Origin of the sequence: Demequina sp., assembly GCF_024642165.1 — a bacterium.
Taxonomy (GTDB): domain Bacteria; phylum Actinomycetota; class Actinomycetes; order Actinomycetales; family Demequinaceae; genus Demequina.
On record NZ_JAHEBP010000037.1, the window covers coordinates 10,782 to 18,431 of the forward strand.

7 protein-coding genes are annotated in these 7,650 nt (G+C 72.0%); 5 read left to right on the forward strand and 2 right to left on the reverse strand.

Annotated features, from left to right (window positions below):
• The first annotated feature begins 318 nt into the window (after nt 1-318).
• Nucleotides 319-2,010 (forward strand): L-aspartate oxidase, encoded by a 1,692-nt coding sequence (locus Q0L54_RS05185; protein ID WP_296665986.1) that lies wholly within the window; start codon nt 319-321, stop codon nt 2,008-2,010.
• Between the two features lie 145 nt (nt 2,011-2,155).
• Here Q0L54_RS05185 and Q0L54_RS05190 read toward each other — a convergent pair whose 3' ends face one another.
• A complete protein-coding gene (locus Q0L54_RS05190) occupies nt 2,156-3,844 on the reverse strand; it encodes an FAD-dependent oxidoreductase (protein WP_296665988.1) in 1,689 nt (562 codons plus the stop codon).
• 95 nt (nt 3,845-3,939) lie between these two features.
• Nucleotides 3,940-4,200 carry a metal-sensitive transcriptional regulator gene (locus tag Q0L54_RS05195; protein ID WP_296665998.1) on the reverse strand — a complete coding sequence of 87 codons (261 nt, stop codon included), beginning with the start codon at nt 4,198-4,200 and terminating at the stop codon, nt 3,940-3,942.
• Nucleotides 4,201-4,305: 105 nt separating this feature from the next.
• Here Q0L54_RS05195 and nadC point away from each other — a divergent pair, with 105 nt between their 5' ends.
• From nadC to Q0L54_RS05215, 4 genes are all read left to right on the forward strand, one after another.
• Nucleotides 4,306-5,211, forward strand: a complete 906-nt coding sequence (gene nadC, locus Q0L54_RS05200; protein ID WP_296665990.1) for a carboxylating nicotinate-nucleotide diphosphorylase — start codon at nt 4,306-4,308, stop codon at nt 5,209-5,211.
• A 256-nt stretch (nt 5,212-5,467) separates the two neighbouring features.
• Nucleotides 5,468-6,931: a lysine--tRNA ligase gene (gene lysS, locus Q0L54_RS05205; RefSeq protein WP_296665999.1), complete on the forward strand. Its 1,464-nt coding sequence runs from the start codon at nt 5,468-5,470 to the stop codon at nt 6,929-6,931.
• A 1-nt stretch (nt 6,932) separates the two neighbouring features.
• Nucleotides 6,933-7,187, forward strand: coding sequence for a hypothetical protein (locus Q0L54_RS05210; protein ID WP_296665992.1), 255 nt, complete (start codon nt 6,933-6,935; stop codon nt 7,185-7,187).
• 134 nt (nt 7,188-7,321) lie between these two features.
• Nucleotides 7,322-7,648: an Lsr2 family protein gene (locus Q0L54_RS05215; protein WP_296665993.1), complete on the forward strand. Its 327-nt coding sequence runs from the start codon at nt 7,322-7,324 to the stop codon at nt 7,646-7,648.
• Nucleotides 7,649-7,650: the final 2 nt, after the last annotated feature.

The window sequence follows — 7,650 nt, forward strand, 5'->3', positions numbered from 1 at the left end:
TGTTCGTGGACGCCGACAACCGCATCGTCGAGTGCTCGGACGAGCCCGGGCTGGTGCCGCCCGGGTCCGAGCTGGAGCCCTCGGGGCTGCCGGTGCACGCGTTCCACTCGCGAGGCTGGGACGCCTTCCACGAGGCGCACTGACCCGCCGCCCCCTCTTTGACACTCCGCACGGATCCGGATCCGACACGCCGTTGATCGGGGCCGATTCGGTCCCGGGGCCCTGCGTGTCGCGCCCCACTCCGTGCGCACTGTCAGGGCCGGGCGCCCCAGCCGGCCCGCGCATCGTCCCGGGGGAGTGCGCCGGTAGCCTGTGCGAATGACAGCATTCGTGCGGCGGCTGGCCGCACCTCAGCCCGGCTGGACCATCGAGACGGATGTGGTGGTGGTGGGCTCCGGCATTGCGGGCCTGACCACGGCGCTCGACCTGCGCGAGCGAGTCGACCACGTGCTGGTGGTGACGAAGGGCGTGCTGTCCTCGGGCAGCACGGTGTGGGCGCAGGGCGGGATCGCCGCCGCGCTCGACCCGGAGGACACCCCCGAGGAGCACCTCGAGGACACGCTGGTCGCCGGCGCGGGGCTGTGCTCCGAGGACGCCGTCCGGGTGCTGGTCACCGAGGGCCCGCACTCGGTGCGCAAGCTGGTCCGCCGCGGCGCGAACTTCGACACCGGGCCGGACGGCGGCATCACGCTCACGCGCGAGGGCGGCCACCACCGCGACCGGATCGCGCACGCCGGGGGAGACGCCACGGGTGCGGAGATCTCCCGCGCGCTCATCGAGCAGCTCGAGGCGGTGCGCAACGACCCCGGTATCGAGGTCATCGAGCACGCGATGGTGCTCGACCTGCTCACCGCCGCGCCCGACGCGGACGGGCGTCCCGGGCCGGTGTGCGGCGTGACCCTGCACATCATCGGCGAGGGCTCGCGCGACGGCGTGGGCGCGGCGCTGGCGAAGGCCGTGGTGGTCGCGACCGGCGGCATCGGCCAGGTGTTCCGCTCCTCGACCAATCCCGCGTCCGCCACGGGCGACGGGCTCGCGATCGGACTCCGGGCGGGCGCGGCGATCGCGGACGTCGAGTTCGTCCAGTTCCACCCGACGGTGCTCTGGGAGGGCGCCAATGCGCGCGGCCAGCTGCCCCTGATCTCCGAGGCGGTGCGCGGCGAGGGAGCCTTCCTGCTGAACAACGCGGGTGAGCGATTCATGGTGGGCCGTCACGAGCTCGCCGAGCTGGCGCCCCGCGATGTGGTGAGCCGCACCATCGTCGAGGTGATGCGCGAGGAGGAGTCGGACTCCGTGTTCCTCGACTGCCGCCACCTGGACGCGACCTTCCTGCGCGGCAGGTTCCCCAGCATCTGGGCGAGCCTCGAGGAGCACGGGATCGACATGGCCCACGACCTCATCCCCGTGGCGCCGGCGCAGCACTTCCACTCCGGCGGCATCCTCACGGATCTGCACGGGCGGTCCACGCAGCAGGGCCTCTACGCGATCGGCGAGGCGGCGTCCAGCGGCGTGCACGGCGCCAACCGCCTCGCGTCGAACTCGCTGCTCGAGGGCCTGGTGTTCGCGCGACGAGCCGCGCGCGACGCCGCCGAGAACGTCGCCGACGGCGTGCTGAGGCAGCTCGAGCCCGTCGAGCGCGGCGGTGACTCGGCCCTGGTCCCCGCGACGATGCGCACCCGCGTGCAGGCCATCGCGCACGAGGGCGCGGGGCCCGTGAGGGACGGCGACGGCCTGGACGATGCGGTGGCCCGGTTGGACCGGATCCGCGCGCGCTTCCGCGCGGATCCGGTGTCCGCGGCGGTGCCGCAGACGGCGGAGTGGGAGACCACCAATGTGGTCGCGACCGCATCCGTGCTGTGCCACGCCGCGCTGTTGCGCGAGGAGAGCCGCGGCGGTCACGTGCGCTCGGACTTCCCGGATCGCGATCCGGCGTGGGCGGTGAGGCTCGCGGCGCGCCTCGACCCGGACGGCGCGCTCGACTTCATGAGGGCGCCGGTCGACCTGACCTGACGGCGGGCCGCAGCTCCCGCGCCCCCTCGCCCCCCTGACACTCCGCACGGAGTGAGGCCCGACACCCCGGTGATCCACCCCGAATCGGCCCCGATGCTCGGGGTGTCGCATCGGAATCCGTGCGCACTGTCAGCGGGTGCCGAGGCTAGGCGTTGGCCGCCTGCTGTGCACCCGTGGCCAGCTCGAGCCCCGGGACCGCGTCGACCAGCGTGAACATCCCGCCGTCGAGCGTGGCCGAGTCGAACCCGTGCTGCGCGAGCACCCGGTGCGCGTAGTACGAGCGCACGCCGGAGGCGCACAACACCCGCACCGGGCGGCCGGCCGCGATCTGCTTGACGCCCTCGATGTACTCCCGGATGTGTGTGTGCGGCAGGTTGATCGCCTCGGGCAGGTGACCCATCGCGTACTCGCGCTCGGAGCGCACGTCGAGGAGCAGGGCGTTGTCCCGAACCCAGTCGAGCTCCGCCGCCGTCCACACCTTGGTGGTGCCGTTCACCACGTTCTGGGCCAGGAAGCCCAGCATGTTCACGGGGTCCTTGGCCGAACCGAACGGGGGTGCGTATGCGAGCTCGAGCTCGGCGATGTCGTCGGCAGAGAAGCCCGCCCGCAGCGCGGTGGCGAGCACGTCGATGCGCTTGTCGGCGCCGTCGGGGCCCACTGCCTGTGCGCCCAGCAGCCTGCCCTCGGGAGAGAACACGCCCATGAGGTGGAGCACCTGCGAGCCGGGGTAGTAGCCCGCGTGGTTCGCGGGGTGCGTGTGCACCACGAAGTACTCGATGCCGGCCGCGTCGAGCATGCGCGGGCTGGCGCCCGTGGTCGCGGCGGTGAGGTCGAAGGCGCGCACGATCGCCGTGCCCAGCACCGGCTGAGCGTTGTCGACGCGCCCCATGATCGAGTCCGCGGCGCGGCGGCCCTGGCGGTTCGCCGGGCCCGCGAGCGGCACCGGGCCCACCTGTCCGGTGACGCCGTGGCGCACCGCGGTCGCGTCGCCCGCGGCCCAGATGTGGGGGTCCGAGGTGCGCTGCTGCTCGTCGACCAGGATCGCCCCACGCGGGTCGAGCTCGAGGCCCGCCTCGCGGGCGAGCCCGGACTTGGGGCGCACGCCCACCGACACCACCACGATGTCCGCGGGGACCTCGCCGCCGTCGGACAGGTGGACGCTCACGCCGTCGCCCAGGTCGGACGATGCGGCGGTGACGCCGGTCGCGGCCACGCCGGTGCGGACGTCGACGCCGTGGGCGCGCAGCTCCTTCTCGACCAGCGCGCTCATCTCGGGTGCGAGCGGCGGGAGCACCTGAGGGGCCAGCTCGACCAGGGTGACGTCGATGCCGCGGTGGCGGAACGCCTCGGCCGTCTCGAGGCCGATGAAGCCGGCGCCCATGACCACGGCGCGGCGAGCGGTCGCCGCGCGGGCGGCCAGGTTGCGGGCCTCGTCGACCGTGCGCAGGTGCGTGACCTCGGGCAGGTCCATGCCGTCGATGGGCGGCACGATCGCGTCCGCGCCGGGGGACAGGACGAGGGCGTCGTACTCGAAGGTCTGCACGCCGTCGGGCGTCGACACGAGCACGGTCTGCGCATCGCGGTCGATGCCGATCACCTCGTGCTCGATGCGCACGTCGAGGTCGAGCTCCGCCTTGAGGGAGTCGGGGGAGTGCAGCAGCAGGTACGAATCGTGCTCGATCTCGCCGCCCACGTGATACGGCAGGCCGCAGTTGGCGAAGGACACGTAGCGGCCCTTCTCGAAGACGATGATCTCTGCGTGCTCGTCGAGCCTGCGTGCACGGGCGGCGGCGCTCATGCCGCCGGCGACTCCGCCGATCACAAGGATGCGCATGTGTGGGGTCCTTCCTTCACAGGTATGGACCCATGCTAACAGATACCCCCGGGGGTATATTCCGACCTAGGTCCCAGATCTGTTCGGCGGGCCCGTCAGGCCAGGGACATGAACATCTTCTGGAGGCGCTCCTTGGCCTCCGTGGTGTCCTCGTCCGTGCGCACGCACTGCTCCAGGCCGGTCGCGATCATGGTGAAGCCGGCGCGGTCGATCGCCTTGGAGACGGCGGCGAGCTGCGTGACCACGTCAGCGCAGTCACGCCCCTCCTCGATCATCCTCATGACGCCGGCCAGCTGGCCGTGCGCGCGGCGAAGGCGCTTGACCACGGGGTCCATCTCCTCGGCACTGAGGTGAATTTCGGCCATGGGGTCCTCCTGCGGGGTTCGAAGCGTGGTCCCATCATACCCCCTGGGGGTATAGGTGGACTAGGGCGGCCTCGGCGATCCCGCCACAATGGGAGCATGACGCACCCCGAGGAACGTCCCCAGGACGCCCCGCTCGACGCGGCCTGGCTCGCGCGCATCGTCCACACCTCGCTCGATGAGGACCTGGGGCCGGTCCCGGGCCGCGACGTCACCACCCAGGCCACCATCCCCGCCGGTTCCCGCGTCGCCGGAGTGGTCGCCACCCGCGAGGCGTGCGTGCTCGCCGGCGTCGACGCCATCGAGGAGACGATGCGCCAGGTGGCCGAGCGGCTGGGCCTCCCCAAGCCCGTGGTCACCCCGGAGGCCGCGGACGGCGATCGCCTGGCACCCGGCGCCGTGGTCGCGCGGATCGAGGGCGCCGGACACGTGGTGCTGATCGCCGAGCGCACCCTGCTCAACCTGCTGTCGCGAGCCTCCGGCGTCGCGACGCACACCTCCCGCTGGGTCGACGCCCTCGCGGGCACCGGCGCGCGCGTGCTCGACACCCGCAAGACCACGCCCGGGCTGCGGGAGCTGGACAAGTACGCCGTGCGCATGGGCGGCGGCGTCAACAAGCGCATGGGCCTGTTCGACTGCGCCATGGTCAAGGACAACCACATCGTCGCGGCGGGCTCGGTCGCCGGCGCGATCGGCCGCATCCGGGAGCGCTTTCCGGAGGTCCCCGTGCAGGTCGAGGTCGAGGGTGTCCCGCAGGCGCGCGAGGCGATCGCGGCAGGGGCGCGCTTCCTGATGCTCGACAACATGGGCGCCGATGCGATGGCCGCGCTGGTCGCGGAGGTGCGCGCGGGCGAGGCGGCCACCGGCAAGGTGTGGCTCGAGGCCACGGGCGGCCTGACGCTGGCGAACGCGCGCGACGTCGCCGCAACCGGCGTGGACTTCATGTCCGTGGGCGCCCTCACCCACAGCTCGCCCATCGTGGACCTGGGTCTCGACCTGGCCTGAAGCCCCGACACCCCCGACACCCCCGACACCCCCGACACCCCCGACACTGCGCACGGAGTTGACGGCGACACGCCGCGCCACGCACCGCATCGTGCCCTCGCGCCCCGCGTGTCGCACCGCACTCCGTGCGCACTGTCAGCAGCAGCGGGACCCCGCATCGGCGCTCCTGGCCGCCGATAGACTTGCGCCCGTGACCGAAGAGACCACCGTGCCCTCCCTTGCGGCCCCCGACCACGCCGACGACATCCCCGAGCAGATGCGCGTGCGCCGCGAGAAGCGCGACCGCATCATCGAGTCCGGGGGCGAGGCGTACCCGGTCTCCGTCCCGCGCACCCACGAGATCGCCGACGTGAAGGCGCAGTACGAGCACCTCGAGGACGGCGCGGAGACCCAGGACGTGGTGGGCGTCGCCGGCCGCGTGGTCTTCATCCGGAACACCGGCAAGCTGTGCTTCGCCTCGATCCAGGACGGCGAGGGCCAGCGCCTGCAGATCATGCTGAGCCTCGCCGAGGTGGGCGAGGAGTCGCTCGCCGCCTTCAAGGCCGACGTCGACCTGGGCGACCACCTGTTCGCCCAGGGCCGCGCCATCAAGTCGCGCCGCGGTGAGGTCTCGGTGTTCGCGCACGAGTGGGCGATCGCCGCCAAGGCCCTGCGCCCGCTGCCGGTGCTCCACAAGGAACTGTCCGAGGAGTCGCGCGTGCGCCAGCGCTACGTGGACCTCATCGCCCGCCCGGTGGCGCGGGACACGGTGCGCAACCGCGCCCGCATGATGCGCAGCCTGCGGGAGAGCCTGCATTCGCGCGGCTACATCGAGGTCGAGACCCCGATGCTGCAGACGCAGCCGGGCGGCGCCGCGGCACGCCCCTTCGTCACGCACATGAACGCCTTCGATATCGACCTCTACCTGCGGATCGCGCCCGAACTGTTCCTTAAGCGCGCGGCCGTGGGCGGCATCGAGAGGGTGTTCGAGATCAATCGGAACTTCCGCAACGAGGGCGCGGATTCGTCCCACTCGCCCGAATTCTCCATGCTGGAGGCGTATGAGGCCTACGGCGATTACGACACCATGGCGACGCTCACCAAGGACCTGGTGCAGGGCGCGGCCGACGACCTGTTCGGCAGCCGGGTGGTGACCCTGGCGGACGGCGAGGAGTACGACCTGGGCGGGGAGTGGCCCGAGCTCACCATGTACGGCTCGCTGTCCGAGGCGCTGGGCGAGCAGATCTCGCCCACCACGCCCGTCGAGTACCTCGAGACGCTCTGCGACCACGCGGAGATCAGCGTCGACCCCCAGCGCGTCAACCACGGCAAGCTGGTCGAGGAGCTGTGGGAGCACCACGTAGGCCCCACGCTGACCCGGCCCACGTTCGTGCGCGACTTCCCGGTCGAGACGTCTCCGCTGACTCGGGATCACCGCTCGATCGACGGCGTGGTCGAGAAGTGGGACCTCTACATTCACGGCATCGAGCTCGCGACGGCCTACTCCGAGCTGGTGGACCCCGTCATCCAGCGCGAACGCTTCGCGCAGCAGGCCCGCATGGCGGCGCAGGGGGACGACGAGGCGATGCGCCTCGACGAGGACTTCCTCACCGCCATGGAGTACGCGATGCCCCCGTCCGGCGGCATGGGCCTGGGCATCGACCGCCTGCTCATGGCGCTCACCGGCCTGGGGATCCGCGAGACCATCCTGTTCCCGCTCGTCAAGCCCACGGAGGACTGACGTGGCCCTCAACGCGGTGCTCGTGGGCATCATCCCGTCCATCGGCGTGGGGCTGCTGTTCTGGTTCGTGATGCGCGCCGTGATCCGCGCGGACCGCAACGAGCGCGCCGCCCTCGCTCGCGAGGACGCCGAGGACGCCGCCCGCGAGGCCTCCGGCAGGGACGATGCGGCGGTCACCGCCGGCGATCCGGACGCCGTGGCGCCGCCCGCCGACGCGCCGGAGCAGGCCCCCGAGCAGGCCCCCGAGCAGCGCTGAAAGTCGACATTCGGCGCACGCAGTAATGCGCACCGAAAATGCGCCGCGGAATTCGCCGATAACGGCCGCCTCCGGAATTGACTGCGGAAGTGCGAGGTGCCAATATCGCCTCACCCCCTAGGAAAGGAAATACCGTGGCGCAGAAGGTGCAGGTTGTCCTGGTCGATGACATCGACGGTTCGACCGCGACCGAGACGGTCTCGTTCTCCCTCGACGGCTCGTCGTACGAGGTCGACCTCAACGAGGCCAACGCCGCGGCGCTCCGCGACGCGTTCGGACCGTGGATCGGTGCGGGCCGCCGCACCTCGGCGCGCAAGGCCCCCTCGCGCGTCCGCAAGGCCGCCGCGGGCGGGTCGGACGCGGCCGCCATCCGTGCCTGGGCCAAGGCCAGCGGCGTGGACGTGCCCGAGCGTGGCCGCATCCCCGGCAAGGTGCGCGAGGCCTACGACGCCGCGCAGTGACA

Bases quoted from the DNA above. Each gene is read 5' to 3' on its own strand.
- Q0L54_RS05185 (WP_296665986.1), top strand. From the start codon at position 319: ATGACAGCATTCGTGCGGCGGCTGGCCGCACCTCAGCCCGGCTGGACC.
- Q0L54_RS05190 (WP_296665988.1), bottom strand. From the start codon at position 3,844: ATGCGCATCCTTGTGATCGGCGGAGTCGCCGGCGGCATGAGCGCCGCC.
- nadC (WP_296665990.1), top strand. From the start codon at position 4,306: ATGACGCACCCCGAGGAACGTCCCCAGGACGCCCCGCTCGACGCGGCC.
- lysS (WP_296665999.1), top strand. From the start codon at position 5,468: ATGCGCGTGCGCCGCGAGAAGCGCGACCGCATCATCGAGTCCGGGGGC.